Below are 19,601 nucleotides of genomic sequence, written 5' to 3'. Positions count from 1 at the left end.
AACAAGTAAAGCATCCCAGGTACCGTCACTTCCAAGAGTGACCGACCTAACCAAACTTCAAAACTAAATACTATCAAATGAAATATAGCTTATATCGAAAGCAATCACAGAAGCAGTTCAAATGAATCAGCTCTCATAATTAATTCCGTGCCAGGTCATTTGCTTTCATCAGCCGAAAGGACTTTAGCTCTAACATATCCTCCTCTGCTGCACTGGCAAAGATCTCCTCCACAACGATAAAGGCCGGATGACCATTTGATTGTTCATACCCCAGCAAGAAGTACTCCTCTTCAATCCCGTCCACGGCAATCTTGAACTCATATACCGTTTTGATTGCTTCTTCTCCATTGTGTTTAGCAATAAGTGGAGCAGCATCCTGTTGTGACAGCATAGTTGCCTTCACCTCCTACAGCATTCCAAAATCGGAGTACCCTTTCACTTCCAGATCACCATGATACTTATCCGTCTTGTGATGATGATGGTGTACTTTCAAATGAGTGAATTGGTCTATGGATTGATCTGGCAAGTACTTACCAGAAAAGAACTGGGCAGAGCCCGACAAGGCTCCAAATAACAATAAAAAGGTAAATAGGTGTGATTTCATCATACGGCTAATTTTAGTTGCTCAAATCTTCTACCAAAAGTGATAACAGTCAAAATACACTTCGACTAACACTTCACATTTACCTACCAATCACCTGATTAACAAATAGTTTAATACACATAATAACTAAAAGTTATCATCCTTTGCCAGAGAGCACCCAACTATTCAGAGCGTATTCCTCCTTTCTGATATAAATCAACATCGTCTGTGATCATCTTCATTAAGATCCTAAGGAACTGTGGATAATTTGAGCTCATATTTCATCTCTACCACTAAACCAACGATCATGGAAAATCTAAAAATCAATGCAGCATTTGAGAAAGCGGAGGATCTTCTGCGCGTAGCTCAAGACGAACTTTTCAGACCTGAAGAGGATGTAGTTCCCTTTCTTGTGTATCAAAAAGCCAAACTAGCAACCAGTGAATTTCTGGTGAGTTTTCTCACTCACCATGGACTGGAAGTATTCTCCATTGATCCAGAAGTCCTGCTTAACCAATGTCGCGAAATCAATCGCAGATTCTACGACCTCAATATCACAGCTTTAACCAAAGTAGGCAAGGAAGAGGATAGCTGGGTGAGTATACGATCCGCGCGGGAGTTTGTGAAAATAGCCGAAAACACCCGATCACTCATACTCCGTGAAATGGTCTGAAAGAGGCAATTAGTTGCAGGAAGTGGGCAAGATATCGATATAGTAGAAAAGACATAGTCATATGAAAGATTCATCAAAAACAGTAAAATACCCCGGCAAACGAATGGCGCTTGACGGCAATACTGCCGCCATCATGTGTGAGCGTGAGTCCTCTGATGCTGCGGGAGCATACCCGATCACACCATCTACACAGATGGGTGAATACTGGGCAGAGGAGGCCGCTAAAGGCCACCTAAACATTTCGGATAAACCGCTCATCTTCATTGAGCCTGAAGGAGAGCATGCCGCAGCAGCTGTGACTGCAGGTCTATCTATGACCGGTCAGCGAGCTGCCAACTTCTCCTCTGGACAGGGAATTGCTTACATGCATGAATCGCTCTATGCTGCCGTCGGGAAACGTCTCACCTACGTACTGAACATCGGAGCCAGAGCCATGACCAAGTCCACGCTCAACGTACACGCTGGCCATGATGATTACCATGCCATAGACGATACAGGATTCTTTCAGATGTTTGCGAAAAATGCTCAGCATGTAGCAGATCTCAATATCATCACTCACCGAATCGCCGAGTTGGCACTCACTCCGGGAGCCATCGCTCAGGATGGATTCCTCACTACCCACCTGATAGAGTCATTGAATGTACCCGAAAGAGACCTAATCAAAGAATACCTGGGTAGGCCTGATGATATCATCGAGACCCCTACTCCGGCACAAAGGATGATCTATGGTGAAACCAGACGCCGGATCCCTGAGCTATGGGATGTAGACAATCCAATGATGGCTGGAATCGTCCAGAATCAAGATGCCTACATGCAAAGCGTGGCTGCTCAGCGTCCGTTTTTCTTTGACCATATCCAGAGTCTGGCTGACAAGGCCTTCCAAGAATATGATGAACTCACCGGACGTAAATACAGCCGAATCATGAGTTATAAAGCGGATGACGCTGACTACCTCATACTGGGTCAAGGTAGTGTGATACCCAGTGCCGAAGCGGTGGTCGATTACCTGCGTGCGACACGAAAAATCAAAGTCGGTGTAGTAGATCTGGTGATGTTCCGGCCATTCCCAGCGGATCTTCTCAGCCAGGTACTTAAAGGTAAAAAAGGAGTTGTCATTCTCGAGCGTCTGGACCAACCACTGGCCGTTGATCCTCCGATCACACGTGAGGTACGCTCGGTGATTTCCAAATGCCTGGAAAATGGAGTGGACAAAAAAAACAAACCATACCCAGAGTTAGCGACCTATGCCTCCAAAGATGTACCATCAGTCTATTCAGGGTCATTTGGTATGGGTAGCAGAGACTTGCAACCGGAAGGAATCATCGGTGCAGTGGAAAACATGCTGCCTGATGGAAAGCATAAAAAGCAATTTTATCTCTCAATAGACTTCATCCGGGAAAACGCCTTCACTCCAAAACAACGTACGCATCAGGAAAACATCCTGGAAGCTTATCCTAATGTAAAAGATTTGGCTGTTAAGGGGTCAGAGAATCCAAACCTAATGCCGAAAAACTCCATTACAGTACGCTTCCACTCGATAGGCGGCTGGGGAATGATTACCACAGGTAAGAACATGGCTATGACGCTGTTTGACCTGCTGGACTATGACATCAAAGCAAATCCAAAATACGGTTCTGAAAAGAAAGGACAACCCACCACCTACTACCTCGTAGCGGCTCCAGAACCAATTAAGGTTAACTGTGAGTACAACTTTGTGGATGTGGTACTATCGCCAGACCCCAACGTGTTTAAGCACACCAATGCTGTGGCGGGTTTGAAAAAAGGTGGTGTATTCATCATTCAAAGTGACAAGAAAAAACAAGAAGATGTATGGGCAGACATTCCCAAGCATTATCAGAAGCTCATTATCGACAATGACATCCATGTATTCTACGTGGATGGATTCAATATTGCCCGTGAGGAAGCAACAGATCCAGAATTGCAGTTGCGCATGCAAGGTATCGCCTTCCAGGGCGCTTTCTTCTCCGCATCACCTTTGATGAAAACGGCCGGTCTGACGGAGCAGACATTGCTCAAAGCCATTGAAGACCAGCTTCAGCACAAATTTGGATCTAAGGGGCAGCGAGTGGTAGATGATAACATGCGGGTAGTACGCCGAGGATTCGATGAAGTAAGAGAGATTACTATCAAAGTCATCTCCAGTGAAACAAAAAAATCTAACGGAAAGGCCCTTTCACCCATTCCGAGGATGGTCAAAGAACTTCCAAAAAGTCAGAGTCAGCTCACGGACATCCATCGATTTTGGGAGCAAACAGGAAGCTTTTACATCGAAGGAAAAGGGAATGACAACATCACGGATCCATTTATTGGGTTGAGCGTAATTCCTGCGAGTACATCACTTTTCCGCGACATGACCGGGATTCGATTTGAGCACCCAGAGTGGATTCCTAATAACTGTACTGCTTGTGGCAATTGCTATGCCATCTGTCCGGATACAGCCATCCCTGGCTTGGTGAGTGATCTGGGTGATGTACTGGATACGGTAGTGAAAAAAGTGAAACGAAATCACCCGGACCTCTCCTACTTACCAAAAGCCGCACGCAAAATGGAAAGTCAGGTAAGAGCACAATTTGATACCAAAGGGAACGCCACGGTCAATAACCTCATTCAGGACACAATCGATCAAATGATCGATGGAGAAAAAGACCCTCAATTTGCAAAAGAATTTGGATGGTTCAGGGAGGAACTGGGGGAATTTGATTTTGCCCTTACGCGCCCTTATTATCACCTAAAAGAGAAAAAAGAGAAAGGCAGCGGCGGATTATTTAGCATCACTATCAACCCCAACACCTGCAAGGGATGTATGGAATGCATCAAGGTGTGTAACGATGATGCCCTCCGACCTATCATACAAACTGAAGGGTCCATCGCCAAATTGCGTCAGGACTGGGACTTCTGGAATGACCTCCCTACTACACCTGAGAAATACAACCGTATAGATGATCTGGAAGAGAAGATTGGGCCATTAGAAACCATTCTGCTCAACAAAGAAGCTTACACCAGTTTTGCTAGTGGTGATGGCGCTTGTCTCGGATGTAGTGAAAAATCAGTCATTCACCTGTTTGTAGCTACAGTGGAATCGCTGATGCAGCCTCGAATCAAAAAGCACCTAACCAAGCTCAATAACCTAATAACCGAACTTGAGAATCACATACAATCACAGTTGTTACAAAGTGTGAAAGTGACTGATCCGGATTCGATCAGTAAAATTCTATCGGTTTCTGCCAACAAGGACCTAACCATGGCAGACATCACCAGCAAACTTGAATCTGATGCTGGTGGTGAACCGATAGATCAGGAGTGGCTCAGACGTGTGACACAAATCCTGGCCCAGCTGAAAAACCTTAAAGCCAAATATGAAAGTGGCACAACTGGACGAGGTAGAGCTACAATAGGTATGACCAACTCCACTGGCTGTACCAGTGTCTGGGGCAGTACGTATCCATATAACCCCTACCCATTCCCATGGGCCAACCATCTGTTTCAGGATAGCCCGTCAATCGCCATGGGCATTTTCGAAGGGCATATGTCTAAAATGGCAGACGGATTCAAAGCGATACGAAAAGCCGAAATGGAGCTTGATGGTACCTACAATCCATCCGAACATGATGGTTTCTTCACCTATTTCACCTGGCAGCAGTTTACAGATGAAGAATGGCACCTGTGCCCTCCAGTGATCTCACTAGGCGGTGATGGAGCAATGTATGACATTGGGTTCCAAAACCTATCGCGACTGATGGCATCAGGTAAACCGATAAAAGTAATTATCGTCGACACCCAGGTCTACTCCAATACGGGAGGTCAGGCTTGTACATCTGGCTTTATAGGCCAGATCTCCGATATGGCTCAGTATGGGAAGGTATGGAAGGGAAAACCTGAGCCACGTAAAGAAATAGGTTTAATAGCCATGGCCCACCGCAATACGTACGTAATGCAGGGCACACTCTCCAATACCTCTCATATGATTGAAGGGTTCATCGACGGTTTGATGGCGCGAAGACCTGCTCTATTTAACCTTTACACCACCTGTCAACCAGAGCACGGTGTAGCCGACGACCTTGGAGCACATCAAGCAAAATTAGCAGTAGAGTCCCGAGCGTATCCAGTCTTCAAATACAATCCTGAGAAGGGAATCAAAACAGAAGAGGCTTTTGACCTAAGTGGTAACCCTGCTTTGACCGACACTTGGCCAACATACGAGTTAAAATACCTGGAGAATGGTCGTCAGAAAACCATGGAAGTTGCCATGACCTTTGCAGATTTTGCGATCACAGAAGCCAGATTCAGAAAGCATTTCAGACAAGCTCCACGAGACACCTGGAATGATAACATGGTACCCTTGGTTGACTTCCTGAACCTGTCTGAAGAAGATCGGGCAGGCAAGTTCCCGTTCATCTGGGCCGTGAATCGAAAAGAAGAACTGACACGCGTGATGGTGGCCAAGACAATAGTAGACTCGTGCGAAGAACGCAGAGACTTCTGGCTACTGCTCAAAGACCTGGCAGGAGTAAAAGAGGATGAACAGCCACAAGAAGATGTAGAAGCTAAAGTTCGGAAGGAAGTAGTAAGCAAAATTGCTCAAGGCTTGATGAAGCTGGCAGGAGATGGAGAACTAGATTCGCTGGTATTGGATGAGCCTGCAGAAAAGGTCACAACGGAGGAAGAAGCATCAGAAGCAACTGGCTCTCCCATGAAGCCATGGCTCGAAACTTCAGAATGCACCGCCTGTGATGAATGCATCAAGATCAACTCCAAAATCTTCGCTTATAATGAAGATAAAAAAGCAATTATCAAAGACCCTATTGGTGGTCCATATGAGGACCTGGTAAAAGCAGCAGAAAAATGCACTGCGGGAGTGATTCATCCAGGATTACCAGCGGCCAATGCCAAAGGCGATTTAACAAAACTGATTGCAAGAGCTGAAAAGTACAACTAAGGTGTTTGAATTCACAAAAAACACATTCAAACACGGTGTACATCCACCGGAGCACAAGGAAGAAACCAATGGACTCCCCATTAGGCAGTTCTCTTTTGCTCCGGTGATCACCTTGCCTACTTCCCAGCACCTCGGCAAACCATCCAAAATCATTGTACACGAAGGACAAGAAGTACAACGAGGACAGCTGCTGGCAGAAGCCGATGGGTTTATGTCGGTACCACTGCATGCACCTGTGACTGGTCGCGTGAGAAAAATTGGAACTATGCCGACGATCTCAGGTAAAATGGCCGATGGTATTTTTCTAGAAAGCCTCCCAGCTTCCGGTCAGGAAGTGATTGAAGGTCAACCCATTCCCTGGAGTAGTTCTGCAGAAGAGATTCTACAAGGCATCCAGGCTGCAGGTATTGTAGGTCTGGGTGGTGCAGCCTTCCCTACTCACGTGAAACTGAAGATTCCTGAAGGCAAGCGATGTGATACCTTACTGATCAATGGAATTGAGTGTGAGCCATTCCTGACTACCGACCATCGAGTGATGCTGGAACAAGCCGATGATATTTTCATGGGCATTCGATATGTAATGAAAGCTACTGGAGCTAGAAGAGCGATCCTCGGCATTGAAGCCAACAAACAAGATGCTGCTGACCACCTAATGGAAAGGATACCCGCTGACTTACCTCTAGAGATAAGAGTGGTTCCAGTCAAATATCCTCAGGGAGCCGAAAAAATGTTGATTACCAGTATTCTGGGACTGGAAGTGCCTTCAGGAGGTCTACCCATCGATGTGAATGTGGTGGTGATCAATGTGGCAACTACTGCTGAAATTGGCAGACTATTGCCTCATGGTCGAGGTATTCAAGAGCGAGTAATTACCATCACAGGACCTGGTGTAAAAAAGAAAGGAAATTACCTGATACCCATTGGCACCCCACTCCGATACATTCTGGAAGAAGTAGGTGTAGACGGCCAGATCAAAGAAGTGTACATGGGAGGTCCGATGATGGGAGTTGCTGTCAGCAACCTGGACATCAGCATTACCAAAGGCACTTCTGGAGTGGTCGTATTTTCTGAGCAGCAGGTCACCTCCAGTCAGCCTGAATATCCCTGCATTCGATGTGGTGCGTGCGTAGATGCTTGCCCTCTTTCATTGAACCCTTCCAAACTAGGCATTCTCGCCAAAAATGAGGCTTATGATCTAATGGCCAGTGACCATCACCTGATGGACTGTTTTGAGTGCGGCTCGTGTGCTTATGTATGCCCATCACACATTCCACTGGTTCAGTACTTCAGGATTTCTAAATCCATCGTAAGAAAACGCGCAGCAAAAAAACAATTGGCTCATGGCTAACAAGACCCTAAATATTAGCACCTCGCCACATCTGACCAAAGGACTGACTACTGTGGAAATCATGAGAAATGTGGTTTATGCCTTGATGCCTGCAGCATTATTTGCCATCTATGCTTTTGGATGGGATGCTTTACTACTACTCTTTACCACTACGGCTTCAGCGGTGTTGACAGAGCATTATTTGTGCAAATGGTCCGGCAAAACCTCCACAGTTAGCGATTGGTCAGCAGTAATCACAGGATTGCTACTCGGTATGACTTTGCCACCTGCATTTCCGCTATGGATGGCATTTCTTGGAGGCGTGATTGCCATCGGTCTTGGCAAGTACGTTTTTGGAGGGCTGGGTAACAATACCTTCAACCCTGCATTGGTTGGTAGAGCCGTGTTGCAAGCAGCATTTCCTGTCGCAATTACTACCTGGTCCACAGCTTTTACCGCCAATCGCTTCACCGAAATCTCATCCTCCGTACTTGCTGGCCCATTTATGAAGCCCACTTATGATGCAGTTTCCGGTGCTACTCCGCTTTCGGCATTCAAATTTGATGGAATACTAGCAGAAACCACTGATCTGGCCTACGGTCTGGTGAGTGGATCTACTGGTGAAACCAGTACGGTGCTGATCCTATTGGGGGGGCTTTATCTGGCTGGTCGCAACATGCTAAACTGGCGTATCCCGGTCAGCATCCTGACTACTGTGTACGTTTTCAGTGGCATCCTACATGTGATAAATCCTGAGAGCTTTCCTCCTGCCTCATTCATGTTGTTTTCTGGTGGGCTGATGCTGGGAGCTGTTTTCATGGCTACTGATATGGTAGCTTCTCCCCTCACTTCCTTGGGTGTAGTGATTTATGGAATCCTGATCGGATCGCTGATTGTGGTCATTCGCATTTGGGGCGGTTTACCGGAAGGTGTCATGTATGCCATCTTGCTGGCCAACGCAGTATCTCCACACATTGACAGAGCCACGCAAAACCGTGTGTATGGCACCACCAGAAAAAGACAAGTAGCATGAATACTATAGCAACCAAACCAAAAACAGAAGGTACCAAAATGCTCCAGGTAATGGGTGGATTAGGTGCATTATGTGCGCTACTGATCGTACTGACCTATGAAGGAACAGCCCCGCGTATTGCACAGCTTAAAGAAGAAGCACTACAGCAGGCCGTATTTAGCGTATTACCTGGCACACAATCCACTCAAGAGTTTTATCTCTCTGATCAATCCTTTGGCACCACACCGGTTGAGAATAGCACACTGATTTTTGCAGGATATGATGCTGATGGAGAGTTAATAGGTGTAGCCATTGAAGCTTCTGGCAGAGGGTATGCAGACATCATCAAGGTGCTATATGGATACGACCCGATAAATGAGCAAATCACTGGCTTTTATGTACTTGAGAGTAAAGAAACTCCGGGGTTGGGTGACAAGATAGAGAAAGACGCCGCTTTTCAATCTAACTTCAGTGCGATGGACGTTGCTCTCGATGCAGATGGCTCGGCAATAAAACATCCTGTGAGCACTGTGAAGCACGGAGAAAAAACAGCCTCATGGCAGATAGATGGCATCACAGGTGCGACCATATCCTCCAGGGCCATCGGGTCTATGCTAGATGCCAGCACCGCGAAATGGCTGCCAGTAATTCAAAAGAACCTCAACACCCTTCAAACTACCCCTGCCCCATGAGCCAGCTAGTCAAAGAACCAAAACGCAAGCATTTTTTCAGCTCCTTAGCTGAGAGTCCTTCCACTGATGAGTTTCTCAAAGGACTATGGAAAGATAACCCAGTGTTTGTGCAGGTGTTGGGCATGTGCCCTACTCTCGCGGTAACCAATACAGCAGGAAATGCTCTGGCAATGGGGTTTGCTACCACTTTTGTGTTGGTCATGTCCAACATCCTGGTATCACTGCTCCGAAACGTGATTCCCAAAGAAGTACGTATTGCGAGTTATATACTCATCATTGCCACGTTTGTGACCATGACGGATTACGCCATTCAAGCGATCAGCGTGGAACTTCATAAGAGTCTTGGAGCCTTTATCTCGTTGATTGTGGTCAACTGCCTCATTCTCAGCAGAGCTGAAGCATTTGCCTCCAAAAACACTTTGATGCCTTCCATCCTGGATGGACTTGGGATGGGTTTAGGTTTTGTTTTGGCATTATTTAGCCTTGGGACGGTAAGAGAACTGTTAGGCAATGGCTCTATACTTGGTTATGGTGTCTTCTCCGGAGACTTTCAGGAGTGGATTGTCATGATATTACCGGCCGGTGGGTTCTTCACTCTGGCTCTATGGCTATTGTTATTCAACACCTTGAAGGAAAGGAGGCTACAAAATGAAAAGTGAGTCACTTTGGTATATTTTCATCAATGCTAGTTTGATCAGCAATTTCGTACTGGCATACTTTCTGGGAATCTGTCCGTTTCTAGGTGTTTCAGGTAAACTGGAAACAGCCTCAAAAATGGGCGGAGCGGTAACATTCGTCATGCTGATTAGCTCCGTGTGTGCCTATGGGATCAATGCCCTTCTGGTAGCCATTGATGCTCCATTCTTACAGCTCATCAGCTATATCGTGGTGATCGCCTCTACAGTACAACTGGTGGAAATGTTTGTCAAGAAAATGAGTCCGACATTGTTCAGAGCTCTGGGCATTTTTCTCCCTTTGATTACGACCAACTGCGCCATTCTTGGTTTGGCTTTATTTCAGACCAACAAGGGTTATGGATTTATAGAAAGTCTGGTATATGCACTGGGTGCAGGTATTGGCTTCACACTGGCTCTTGTCCTCATGGCTGGCATAAGGCAGCAGCTGGATTTTGCAGACACGCCTAAGGTGGTAAAAGGAACGGTGATCACCTTGCTAATCGCTGGGATTTTGTCCCTTTCATTTATGGGTTTTTCAGGTTTAGGAGGATAATAACATGTCATCACTCATCACATCCATACTGGTCATTGTATCGCTCATGTTGCTATGGGTGATTGTCATGCACTACTGGAAGCAAGTCTTTCCAGAAGAGGTCATCAACAATGACGCCTTAGCGGGTAGAGACAGTTGCGGCAATTGTTCATGCTCTGGCACCTGCTCCATTCACAAGAAACAATTAGAAACAAAACATTAATACATAAACCATGTCACATTTAGCAGACCTTAAAAAACACCCACAGTTTCATGCCACGGTAAAAGGAACCCGGAGGCTCACACCAGCAGAAGCTGAGGAGATCAGAGAGATTACATTGGAGGTGCAAGAGCCAGGATTTGATTGTGCAGTAGATCAGAGCTTCGGCGTGTTGGTGCCTCATGAAAGTGAGTTTGGTACTTCGCTGCATCATAGACTGTACAGTGTCGCTGACCTGCCTGATAAAAAGAAAGGCAAACAAACGCTCAAAATGCTGGTGAAACGGTGCGCATATATTGATGACTTCAGTGGAGAGCAGTATCCTGGTGTAGCATCCAATTATCTCTGCGATCGCATACCCGGCGATAGGCTTTTACTAACCGGTCCACATGGATTACCTTTTGAGGTTCCTGAAGACAAAACAGCCAATCTAATTCTGATAGGTATGGGAACGGGAATCGCCCCATTCCGCGCATTCATCAAACACATTTATAAAAATGTAAAGGACTGGGAAGGCAAAATCATGCTCTTTTATGGGGCCAAAAGTGGGCTGGAGGTGCTGTATATGAATGACGAAGAGGATGATCTCAAAAACTACTATGACAAGGAAACCTTTGAGGCAATAGAAGCACTTAGCCCACGTCCGCATATGGACGATCCCATTGCCATGGAAGAAGCTTTGACCAGTAGAGCCGCTGAAATCCTGGAGATGCTCAACAAAACCAATACCTATGTCTATCTGGCTGGGTACGAGAGAATGCGAGAATTGCTGGACAAAGCCTTCTCTACCATCATGAAATCTCACGATAAGTGGCTACTCCGAAAAGCGGAACTGATTGCCGGTAAAAAGTGGGCCCAGATTATCTATTGAAGCACTTAAAAGGAGCGACCTGATATACGGTCCAGACTTAGGTATAAACGAATAACGTCATGACTGTTCTCATTGCATTAGGAACACTCGGTGGACTTACACTCCTTCTTGCTATCATACTCATGGTGGCCAATAAAAAGTTGTATGTGTATGAAGACCCACGAATTGACCAGGTGGACGAGATGCTTCCACATGCCAATTGTGGGGCCTGTGGTTATCCTGGTTGCAGACCTTTTGCTGAGGCACTGGTAACGGGCACAGTCTTGCCCGGCAAGTGTACTGTCAGCAATGATGAAACACGCCAAAAAATTGCCGACTACCTGGGAGTGGCCCTGGGTGGAGAGGACAAACAAGTAGCCAGATTGGCCTGTGCGGGAGGCACCAATGTGGCAAGAAATAGAGCTGAGTACAAAGGCCTTCAAAGCTGTAAGGCAGCCTCTCTGGTATCCGGAGGCGGTAAAGGGTGCTTCTGGGGCTGCCTTGGTTTTGGAGATTGTGAGAAGGTATGTGATTTTAACGCCATCCAAATGAATTCGTTTGGGCTACCCGTAGTAGATACTGACAAATGCACGGCGTGTGGTGATTGCGTAGAAACGTGCCCTAAAGATCTGTTTACATTACAAACGATCAAGAACCGATTGTGGGTGGCCTGCAAAAACCTCGAAAATGGAGATCAGGTACTGGAAGAGTGTCAGGTGGGATGTACCGCCTGCGGTAAATGCGCCATGGATGCGCCGGGGATCATCAGCATTCAAAGCAACATTCCCGTCATTGATTATGATGCACCTATCCTATCAGACAACGCCATACAACGCTGCCCTACCGGAGCTATCGTTTGGCTCAACGATGATGGTACCATCAAAAAAGGACTAGAAAGTCCGAAGATTATCAGGAAAGGAAATCTTACCGTCGGGGCATCCTAAAAAAGCTGCTCTATGTAACAAAAGTCACCAAAACGTAAGCAAAAAATGTAAATATTGAATGAACAACTAACACCCTATAGTCATGGCAACAGTCGCAATACTAGGTGCAGGTGTTTCCGGTCATACCGCAGCACTCACCCTCAGGAAAAACCTCAGTAAGAAACATCAGGTCATTGTCATCAGCCCCAACAGTAAATACCAGTGGATCCCCTCGAACATCTGGGTGGGCATAGGTCGAATGAAAAGCAAACAAGTCACCTTTGCTCTGGCGCCAGTCTACAAACGCATGGGTGTAGACTTCCATCAAGCCAAGGCTGTATCCATCCACCCTGAAGGTGACGAACACATCAACAGTCCGTATGTCACTGTGGCCTATACAGAAGAGGCCAAGCAAGGAACACAAGAGAAGATCACCTATGATTACTTAATCAATGCCACTGGCCCCAAATTGAAATTCGAGGCAACCGAAGGTCTCGGACCAGAGCTTGGAAACTGCAACTCCGTCTGTACCTACCAACATGCCGAACACACCTGGCAAAACCTACAGGAGACTTTCAAGAAAATGGAGGATGGCCAAAAGCAGACCATCGTCATTGGGACCGGACACGCTATGGCTACCTGCCAGGGTGCAGCCTTTGAGTATGTGCTCAACATTGCCTTTGAGGTGCGAAAAAGGAACCTGGATGATATGGCCGAACTAGTCTGGCTCACCAATGAATATGAAGTAGGTGACTTTGGGATGGGTGGTGCCTATGTGAAACGAAATGGCTACATCACTTCTACCACGGTCTTCACAGAATCCATTCTTGCTGAGTATGGTATCCGCTGGATCACCCGGGCTGGTGTACAGAAGATCTCCAAAGACACCATCACGTACGAAACGCTAGATGGCGAAATGCATGATCTAAAGTTTGACTTCTCCATGTTGATACCATCTTTTTCTGGCGTTGGTCTAAAAAGCTTCAATCAGCATGGTCATGACATTACAGATTCACTTTTCGCTCCGAATGGCTTCATGAAAGTAGATGCAGACTATACATCTAAGCCCTATGAGCAATGGGATGCTGAAGACTGGCCCTCTACTTATCAGAGCACTGTTTACAACAATCTGTACGCAGCTGGAATAGCCTTCGCACCCCCTCATGCCATTTCCAAGCCAATGAAGAGCAAAAACGGCACACCGATATCCCCTACTCCTCCAAGAACAGGAATGCCCTCAGGAGTCATAGGCAAAGTGGTAGCACTCAACATTGCCAATAAAATCAAACATGCCAGTACAGATCATAAGCACCGTGCCTCTATGGCCAAGATGGGTGCTGCTTGCGTGGTATCTGCTGGCTATGGCATGAGCAAAGGGATGGCTGCCACGATGACGGTGTTCCCTATTGTACAGAATTGGAAAAAGTATCCGCGATGGGGCCGAGATCTAAACTACACAGTGGGGGAAGCCGGACTGGCCGGACACTGGATCAAATTGATGTTGCATTACTTGTTTTTATACAAAGCCAAAGCTCGACCGTTTTGGTGGTTAATCCCTGAATGACATGAAAGCAGAGAAATTTATTCCTTACTCAGAAGTGAGCTTCGCCACAGTACCTGGACCAGCCACTCGATTTTTTCGGAAATTTATACCCTGGCAGCTCTTCCGGTTTGTAGTGCTCAACCTGAAGATGATGCGCATTGTCATTGGTGGGCACTCGTAGCAGCCAGTAACCATATCACCTTCTTTGATGAAAGTCAGACGCACCGCTGACGCACGGCATTCGTTTGTCCAGATTGGAGGGTTAGTTTAGGATAAACTAAACTCTCCTACTATGGAAACTCTAACTATAAACCATGATTTTGAGCTTGGTGAAGAATTACTGCGAAGTGCCAGAAAGCAAATCAGACACGACCATGAAATTGTGCGATCACAAGCACGCCAAGCCTCCAGCAAATTTCTCATAAGCTACCTGGACCACTATGGTGTGGAGCCATTCACAGAAGATCCTGTAGTCCTTTTAAACCAATGCCGAGAGATCAACTCAAGGTTTTATGCATTGGAGTTGCCAGCTTTTGCGGAGTACGACGAAGTGAACCTGGAAATCTTGTGTGTAGCCGCTGAGCGAGTAAGAGACTTTGTAGCAGGACTGCTGGATTAAGCAAAGACTTAGTAGAGCCAACATTCTGTGGCAGTTTCTATCGAAAAGAGAATTATTGATTCTCCCGATTTGCATGGTGTCAAGCTTCCTGTTTTTGATTAGAATTGAGCCGAAACGATCTATCAATTCAATTTTAATCAGTGAAAAGGAATTCGTCCGGACGCAAGATACCTATTCATGCACTCAGCAGCCTTCTATTATTGTTTGTCAGCCACGTGCAGTCTTTCGCTCAGTCTCCTCTGCAGCTATGGATTCAGCACTACCATCAAACTACATTTGCCGACCGGTGGGATGTAACTGCCGACTATGGCTACCGATGGATGCCTGAGAGCAGCTCTCAACACATTGGACGCATTGATTTTGGACATCATTTTGGAGACAACTTTCGCGTGTCTACTGGTATCGCTCATTTGGGCAGCTACGAATCTTACAAGATCAGGTCATCCGAAATCAGGCCTTTTCAAAGTATTTCCACCGAAAGCTCGCTAGGCAATCTCATCTTAAGTCATCGGATTAGAATAGAAGAACGGATCTATCACTATCAAGATGATGGAGAAAATGCCAATGCTGATCTTTTTGAAGTTCGAGCTCGATATTCCCTTGGCACGAGCTTCAGTCTGTTTCGCTGGAGCGAAAACGCATCCCTGGATTTGGGTGTAAGCGATGAAGTGTTTTTCAATGTAGTGAGCGCTGAAGAGGGCCAATTTTTCGATCAAAATCGATTTTTCCTCACTCCTACGGTCGTTTGTAATGATCAATTATCAGTAGCATTTGCCTGGTGCAATCAGCTATCGCCTGGACCGAAAAATCTCTCCTCAGAGTACCTCTTTTGGTTACAAATAAAAAGTAAAATTGATCTATGACTGAGTAAAACAGGTTTCTAAACTGGAACTTCCCAATTACTTATTGATATCAATCCGGTCAAACATTCGCTCAATAAAGTTATTTTGGTCAATATTTAGAGCAATTTCACAATTAGCAGTTTTTGACTCGTCGATTACTGTATAGCCCTCATTGGTCACTCGGGCATGCGCTCGATAAGGAATAACTTCAGATTTTTTGGAGGTCTAAAAAAGCACTTAAAATCCTGTAAGTACTTGACTATCAAGAGACCCCAGTCGCCTGCCTGCCAGCAAGGCAGGGATTCTCCCGTAGGGATGCCTTCGGCAGAACCAAACCGCCTTGGTCGTTGGTTCTTGTACTACCTAAAAAACAAAAGCATCCACGAGTTAACGTGAATGCTTATGATTTTGAGCCCCCAGTCGGATTCGAACCAACGACCTACTGATTACAAGTCAGTTGCTCTGGCCAGCTGAGCTATGGAGGCTTCAGCTATACCTGCAATCAAATGCAGGTAGTTTTTCTTTTTTGTTCTCCTAAGTCAGTTGCTCTGGTCGAATCGTCGAACCGCAGCTGAGCTATGGAGGCCTAACAAACAGCTTCGCTGTGTTGGCTTTTCACCGTTTCACCGGCGCCGCTTTGTTTAAGCGAGTGCAAATGTATCATTCCATTTTTTTATTCCAAAGCTGGAATGAGAAAATTTTACATCTCTTTTAAAACTTCTAGTTGCTTCTTTAAATCGTCAAGTTCCTGCTCCGCTTTCTCGATTTTATCCTCGAAATCTTTTTTCAATTCCTCAGCATTTTTAGACTGAGCAAAGAAACCCATATTCGTCTTCCAGGTAGATATATCGTTTTCTATAGCAGATATCTTACGTTTGATAGCACCTTCTTTTCGATGGATCTTCTGACCGCTGTGAGGACTGTTTTTCAGTTTGCTCATCTGAACGTGTATTTTCAGCTCATTGCGTTGGTCGTCTGATAAGTCTTCAAGTCCCACCAGTTTGTCAGTGACCTGATCATATCTGGAATGAATCTTTTTGATGGCATTGCGGGGCACAAACCCAATCTCAGCGTATTCGTCCAATAGATCATAGACTTCTTCCAACTCGATAGTATCACCACCGATGACCTCTTCTATCTTTTTGCAGATATCCTCCTTCTGCTTAAGGTTGGCTTCAAACTCTTTATTCTTGGAGTCACCCTGAGCTCTGCGTCTATCAAAGAAATGATCACACGCTGCCTTGAATTTCTTGTATACATCGTTTCGATGCTTTTCTGGCACTGGTCCGATATCTCGCCACTGCTGCTGAAGTTTTTTAAGCTCATTGGCTGTCTGCATAAAGTCGTCACTATTCTTCAGCTCCTCTGCTTTAACCAATAACTCTTGCTTCTTCTTTAGATTCTCTTCACGCTGCCCTTCTAGTGTTTTAAAGAAATTATTCTTGTTGTTGAAGAACTGTTTAAAATTACCCCAGAAGTGCTTGTTAATTTTCTTAGCACTTTCACGAGGCAGTCCCCCTACCTTATCCCATTGCTTTTGAAGCTCAAGAATCTCCTTGGTTTTCTTATTCCATTCAGTAATTCTATCGGACTCAAACTTGGTAAATTCCGCCGCTTGGTCTCCAAGCTTTTGCTTAATCTCAGCATTCTCACCGAGCTCTTTTTTCAGCGTCTCAAAATAATCCTTACGCTTGGAGTAAATCTTGTCGCTAGCCGCTTTAAAACGCTGCCAAACTGGCTCCTGATCTTCTTTTGGGATAGGCCCAATATGCTTGAACTCTTCATGTAGCTCGTTTAGTTGGAAGATCGCATCCTTTATATTGTCCAGGTTATCCAAAGCCTCAGCACGTTCGCACAAGTCCAGTTTCCCTTCCAGATTCTTTTTTCGGTCGAGTTCTTTAAGCTCAAAATAGATACCCCGCTGATCATAAAACCGATCAATCAATGCGTGGTAGTTGGCCCACATTGTTTTGGCATATGCTCCGGGTACCTGTCCCACATTGCGCCACTCTTGTTGTATATCCTTCAGCGTATTAATGGACGCAGTACTTTCCTCACCATCGACTAATTCCCTCAGTCTTTCGAGTATCTCTTGCTTCTTAATCAGATTGGCGTCTTTGGTTTTCTCCATCTGAGAGAAGAAAACAGCCTTTTTATGTCGTAGCTTTTCATACAGATCGAAAAAGTCCGTATCCAGTAGCTCACCTTTATAATCGAAATCAGCTGAATCATTGCCTTCTTCTACAAAGACCTTGAGAGCTGATTCTTTTTCACTATCATAAATTTTATTGTACAATGGACGAATCTCCTTGAGCCCCTTATCCAGGATGCGCATGTTCTCAACAGATGAGAATTTCTTCAGCGTATCATAAAGCTCCTTCTTGGTCGGATGGTCAAAATCAAGTTCCTCTAGAAGCTTATTCTCTTCGTCATGATCATCCTCATCATCACTCCCTTCTTGCTCATCATCAGATGATTCGGCAGTTGTTGACTCAACTGGCTCAGGTTTAGGTGCTTCTTCAATAGCAACCTCTTCCTGTGGAGCATCTTCTTCAGTTGACTCGCTATCAGTTACCTCAGATTCTTCTTGCTTCTCATCTTCAGCCTTCGCTTCTTCAGCAGAGGCAGACTCAGGCGCTTTAGTCTCGGCTGTCGCTTCTTCGGCAATTCCTTCTTCTATGGCCTCTGTCTCGCCTTGATTTTCGTCCTTGTTTGTTAATTCAGGTGTCTCCTGAACTCCATCCTTCAAATCCTTATCTTCTGGATTATCCGGCAACTTGTTTTCCTTGTCTTCCATAATGGAACCTCTCTTTTGGTTGGCCTTAAGCCTTAAAATTAATAAATATGTAGTACTAATTTAGTCGAGGATCAGTGGGATAGTTCGAAATCACCCGATACTTACCCCCCATATTGCTCAATGCCTCTTTCCACAACTCTTCCGGACTCATTTCAAAAACCAGTTCGGGGGTTGCCTTCTTATAAACGATCCATGATTTCGCTTTCAACTCATCCATCAATTGACCTTCTGACCATCCAGAATACCCGATAAAGAACTTTAACTCTTCGGGTTGGGCCACTTTCGTATTGATAGAACTAATCAATCCCTCGAAATCAATCCCCCAATACACCCCATCTACGATCTTTTTATCACCATTCAATTTGGCCGGGGACTTGTGTAGAAAGTGCAAGGTATTCTGCTGCACTGGCCCACCTACATAGACTTTACTATCAAACCCTTCAGCCTCTTCCACTAGTTCGGATAGTATGGCATTGGATGGTTTGTTGAGCACAAACCCAAAAGAACCATTCTCATCGTGCTCACAGAGCAAGATAACTGTTCGTTCAAAATTCGGGTCAGGCAGATAGGGTTCGGAGATTAATAAATCTCCACGTTCTGGTGATACTAATTTATCTGTTGCGAAATAGTCCATTTAATGCAATGCAGGTTTAAGTGGCAAACTGTTCAGGACCACAGCTTCATCTGCGGTCATCTCCTCTAGCCTTTTATAGACAGAGGCTTCATCGAAATAGTTGAGAGCCATTCGTACAAATATTTCTCCATGTTTGGCTTCAGACGCCCACAATTCATGATAGAAGTGTTTTAAGTCTGGATCGTCCAGAGCTTCATAAACCATCCGAAAACGTTCTGCCCCTCTTGTTTCCACCAGTGAAGCAAGCAATAGTCGGTCCATAAACCGTTCTTCTCTTCCGTCCCGGCATTTATCCAGAAGTTGCTTCACATATATGTCCTGTCCAATCTCATGAGTCAACTGAATTCCACGCTTTTCCATGATTTGGTAGACTGTTTGAAAGTGTTCTAATTCCTCTACAGCCGTTTCAATCAATTCTGGAATAATCTCCACACGATCAGGGTACTTGGCCACAAAGCTCATGGCCATAGCTGACGCCTTTCGCTCACAGTTGGCATGGTCTTTTAAAAAGGAATCAAAGTCCGACATCACCGTATCAATCCATTGCTGGCTGCTCTCTACGTCTAAATCAATCCGTAATTTCATATTTGTTAATTATATCCTTTTACTTCATCATCTGTTCATTAATGATAAAGAACACAGGATCATTTAAGATCTGAATTGAATCTATACCTTTGGTTCTATAACAAATAAAACAATTTTATACCTTAATTGAACAAT

Annotated in this window: 19 protein-coding genes and 1 tRNA gene; 14 read left to right on the top strand and 6 right to left on the bottom strand. The window is 45.3% G+C overall.

All coding sequences use genetic code 11. The annotated features are described in order from the left end of the window. Positions 1–139: 139 nt before the first annotated feature. On the bottom strand, positions 140–391 hold the full coding sequence (locus tag ACO067_RS21490) for a hypothetical protein (protein WP_421878059.1): 252 nt from the start codon (positions 389–391) through the stop codon (positions 140–142). A gap of 15 nt (positions 392–406) precedes the next feature. Next, the gene (locus ACO067_RS21485; RefSeq protein WP_421878057.1) at positions 407–607 is read right to left on the bottom strand and encodes a hypothetical protein; all 201 of its coding nucleotides are present in this window, start codon (positions 605–607) and stop codon (positions 407–409) included. 283 nt (positions 608–890) lie between these two features. Here ACO067_RS21485 and ACO067_RS21480 point away from each other — a divergent pair, with 283 nt between their 5' ends. The 14 genes from ACO067_RS21480 to ACO067_RS21415 all read left to right on the top strand — a co-directional run bounded on the left by ACO067_RS21480 (position 891) and on the right by ACO067_RS21415 (position 15,471). Beyond that, positions 891–1,256: a hypothetical protein gene (locus ACO067_RS21480; protein WP_421878055.1), complete on the top strand. Its 366-nt coding sequence runs from the start codon at positions 891–893 to the stop codon at positions 1,254–1,256. 61 nt (positions 1,257–1,317) lie between these two features. Then, positions 1,318–6,213, top strand: coding sequence for a 2-oxoacid:acceptor oxidoreductase family protein (locus ACO067_RS21475; protein ID WP_421878053.1), 4,896 nt, complete (start codon positions 1,318–1,320; stop codon positions 6,211–6,213). Position 6,214: 1 nt separating this feature from the next. Beyond that, entirely contained in the window at positions 6,215–7,561 is a 1,347-nt protein-coding gene (gene rsxC, locus ACO067_RS21470) for an electron transport complex subunit RsxC (RefSeq protein WP_421878052.1), read from the top strand. Further along, positions 7,554–8,573, top strand: a complete 1,020-nt coding sequence (locus ACO067_RS21465; protein ID WP_421878050.1) for an RnfABCDGE type electron transport complex subunit D — start codon at positions 7,554–7,556, stop codon at positions 8,571–8,573. The genes rsxC and ACO067_RS21465 overlap by 8 nt, the downstream gene beginning before the upstream one ends. After that, on the top strand, positions 8,570–9,244 hold the full coding sequence (locus tag ACO067_RS21460; protein ID WP_421878048.1) for an FMN-binding protein: 675 nt from the start codon (positions 8,570–8,572) through the stop codon (positions 9,242–9,244). Before ACO067_RS21465 ends, ACO067_RS21460 begins: the two co-directional genes overlap by 4 nt. After that, entirely contained in the window at positions 9,241–9,903 is a 663-nt protein-coding gene (rsxE, locus tag ACO067_RS21455) for an electron transport complex subunit RsxE (RefSeq protein WP_421878046.1), read from the top strand. Before ACO067_RS21460 ends, rsxE begins: the two co-directional genes overlap by 4 nt. After that, entirely contained in the window at positions 9,893–10,474 is a 582-nt protein-coding gene (locus ACO067_RS21450) for an electron transport complex protein RnfA (protein ID WP_421878044.1), read from the top strand. Before rsxE ends, ACO067_RS21450 begins: the two co-directional genes overlap by 11 nt. Positions 10,475–10,478: 4 nt before the next feature. Continuing rightward, on the top strand, positions 10,479–10,676 hold the full coding sequence (locus ACO067_RS21445; protein WP_421878042.1) for a hypothetical protein: 198 nt from the start codon (positions 10,479–10,481) through the stop codon (positions 10,674–10,676). Between the two features lie 10 nt (positions 10,677–10,686). After that, positions 10,687–11,544 (top strand): ferredoxin-NADP reductase, encoded by an 858-nt coding sequence (locus tag ACO067_RS21440; protein ID WP_421878040.1) that lies wholly within the window; start codon positions 10,687–10,689, stop codon positions 11,542–11,544. Positions 11,545–11,603: 59 nt separating this feature from the next. Then, entirely contained in the window at positions 11,604–12,467 is an 864-nt protein-coding gene (locus ACO067_RS21435) for an RnfABCDGE type electron transport complex subunit B (protein ID WP_421878038.1), read from the top strand. 82 nt (positions 12,468–12,549) lie between these two features. After that, positions 12,550–14,010 (top strand): NAD(P)/FAD-dependent oxidoreductase, encoded by a 1,461-nt coding sequence (locus tag ACO067_RS21430; RefSeq protein WP_421878036.1) that lies wholly within the window; start codon positions 12,550–12,552, stop codon positions 14,008–14,010. A gap of 1 nt (position 14,011) precedes the next feature. Further along, a complete protein-coding gene (locus ACO067_RS21425) occupies positions 14,012–14,170 on the top strand; it encodes a hypothetical protein (RefSeq protein WP_421878034.1) in 159 nt (52 codons plus the stop codon). 111 nt (positions 14,171–14,281) lie between these two features. Next, the gene (locus ACO067_RS21420) at positions 14,282–14,608 is read left to right on the top strand and encodes a hypothetical protein (protein ID WP_421878032.1); all 327 of its coding nucleotides are present in this window, start codon (positions 14,282–14,284) and stop codon (positions 14,606–14,608) included. A gap of 140 nt (positions 14,609–14,748) precedes the next feature. After that, positions 14,749–15,471: a DUF2490 domain-containing protein gene (locus ACO067_RS21415; protein ID WP_421878030.1), complete on the top strand. Its 723-nt coding sequence runs from the start codon at positions 14,749–14,751 to the stop codon at positions 15,469–15,471. Between the two features lie 390 nt (positions 15,472–15,861). On the opposite strand, the gene ACO067_RS21410 is transcribed toward ACO067_RS21415, so the two are convergent. The 4 genes from ACO067_RS21410 to ACO067_RS21395 form a co-directional block, all read right to left on the bottom strand. Continuing rightward, positions 15,862–15,935: transfer RNA gene (locus tag ACO067_RS21410), tRNA-Thr, on the bottom strand. 215 nt (positions 15,936–16,150) lie between these two features. Continuing rightward, positions 16,151–18,247 (bottom strand): DUF349 domain-containing protein, encoded by a 2,097-nt coding sequence (locus ACO067_RS21405; protein ID WP_421878028.1) that lies wholly within the window; start codon positions 18,245–18,247, stop codon positions 16,151–16,153. A 55-nt stretch (positions 18,248–18,302) separates the two neighbouring features. Next, positions 18,303–18,881: a YqgE/AlgH family protein gene (locus tag ACO067_RS21400; protein WP_421878026.1), complete on the bottom strand. Its 579-nt coding sequence runs from the start codon at positions 18,879–18,881 to the stop codon at positions 18,303–18,305. Further along, positions 18,882–19,466: a tRNA-(ms[2]io[6]A)-hydroxylase gene (locus ACO067_RS21395; protein ID WP_421878024.1), complete on the bottom strand. Its 585-nt coding sequence runs from the start codon at positions 19,464–19,466 to the stop codon at positions 18,882–18,884. Positions 19,467–19,601 lie beyond the last annotated feature (135 nt).

This window comes from Marinoscillum sp. (genome assembly GCF_965229915.1).
In the GTDB taxonomy this organism is placed as follows: Bacteria; Bacteroidota; Bacteroidia; order Cytophagales; family Cyclobacteriaceae; genus Marinoscillum.
This window is presented reverse-complemented; position numbering and strand designations above follow the sequence as displayed.